Source organism: Bartonella sp. AP11XZML, from assembly GCF_042196445.1.
GTDB lineage: Bacteria > Pseudomonadota > Alphaproteobacteria > Rhizobiales > Rhizobiaceae > Bartonella.
The window spans coordinates 1-1,359 of record NZ_JBHIQF010000076.1; the positions used below are offsets into that span (position 1 = coordinate 1).

At 46.6% G+C, this 1,359-nt stretch carries 2 protein-coding genes; both read left to right on the forward strand.

Translation table 11 applies throughout. The features are described 5' to 3' along the window. A partial coding sequence (locus ACFIMG_RS07350; RefSeq protein WP_375693592.1) for a phage tail protein occupies positions 1–340 on the forward strand: 340 nt, incomplete at its 5' end. Further along, on the forward strand, positions 337–1,359 hold a 1,023-nt coding region (locus ACFIMG_RS07355; RefSeq protein WP_375693593.1), incomplete at its 3' end, for a tail protein X. The genes ACFIMG_RS07350 and ACFIMG_RS07355, both read left to right, overlap by 4 nt.

The window sequence follows — 1,359 nt, forward strand, 5'->3', positions numbered from 1 at the left end:
TTTTGGCAAGGCACCCAGTTTGCAATTTACCGGCTATGGCAATGATGCAAAAACCATTCATGGCGTTTGGTTTCCAGAAGAATTTGGTGACCGTGTAGCCATTGATGCTATCACTACAACTATTCGAAGAGCAAAGCCGGTCCAGATGCTTCGTTGGATCAATGATACCACCTATAGTGTCCTTCTCCATGGACCCGTAGTAATCACCACGATCAATAAAGACCATGACTATATCAGTCGCTCTGGTCAATCCCAGCGCATCCGCTATTCCATTACGCTCTTGCCCTTTTTTAATGGCGGAAAACCACAAGGTCAATATCAGGTGGGACAAACTCCATGAAGATACCAGAAAAGCATGTTGTTGTAGAGCTAGAGGATATGAGTCTTGATCTTATCTGCTTTCACCATGCCATGGCAGTGTTCAGAGACCGAATCCAAGTTGGGGCACTAAACGGTTATTTAGAAGCTACATTGGAAGCCAATCCAGAGATTGCCAAATATGGTATGTTTTTACCGCGGGGCTTAACGGTTATTCTGCCTGAATTTGCACTTCATAATCCCCAAAGNGTTCCACAGAGCAACAGTGCGCTACAGGTGATCTTTGGCTATGAGAACAGCATCAGTGCTTTTATGGGGCGTTTTGTTGTGGAGTCAGTGGTCAGTTGTGGTGGCAGTGATGGAGAGATCTTGCGCCTTTGTGGCAAAAGTGCCTCGATGCGTAAAGAGCTTAAAGAACAGGTGAGTGAGCATTTTGATCACAAAACTGTTGGTGAGATTGTTGAGACACTGGCCAAACGCCATGGCTATCAAGCAAAAGTCAGTCCACAATTTACCAAACAAACTCTTCCTTATGTGATTCGTACAGATCAATCGGCTGTTGATTTTTTAACCCGCCTTGCCGACCGCATGCGGGCACGTTTTTTGATTAAGGACAATAAGTTTTTATTTCTAAGCGGTGACAATTTACCAGCACTCGACATCCATAAGCACGACTGTTCTAACTGGGAATTCACCCTAGAGCCACGCACGCAATATGGCACCATTGAAGCTTCTTATTTTGATCGCTCAAAAGGGCAGCAATGCCAAGTCAAACATCAGACAGGGTTTAGCGGTCCCGTGCGGCGTCTTCGCACTTGTTACACTTGTGAGGAGGAAGCACGAGCTGCTGCTGCATCAGAATCAGACCGACTTTGCCGTGCTGTGGGCAGTGGTTCCTTAACTCTAGAAGGACGCCCCGAAATCATGGCGGATCAACCTCTCATCCTTCAAGGGTTTCGCGGCGAAATCAATGGTCCATGGAAAGCCGCAACCGTCACCCACTGCTATGAGAAGCAAAGCGGATACACAACAGAAATCACA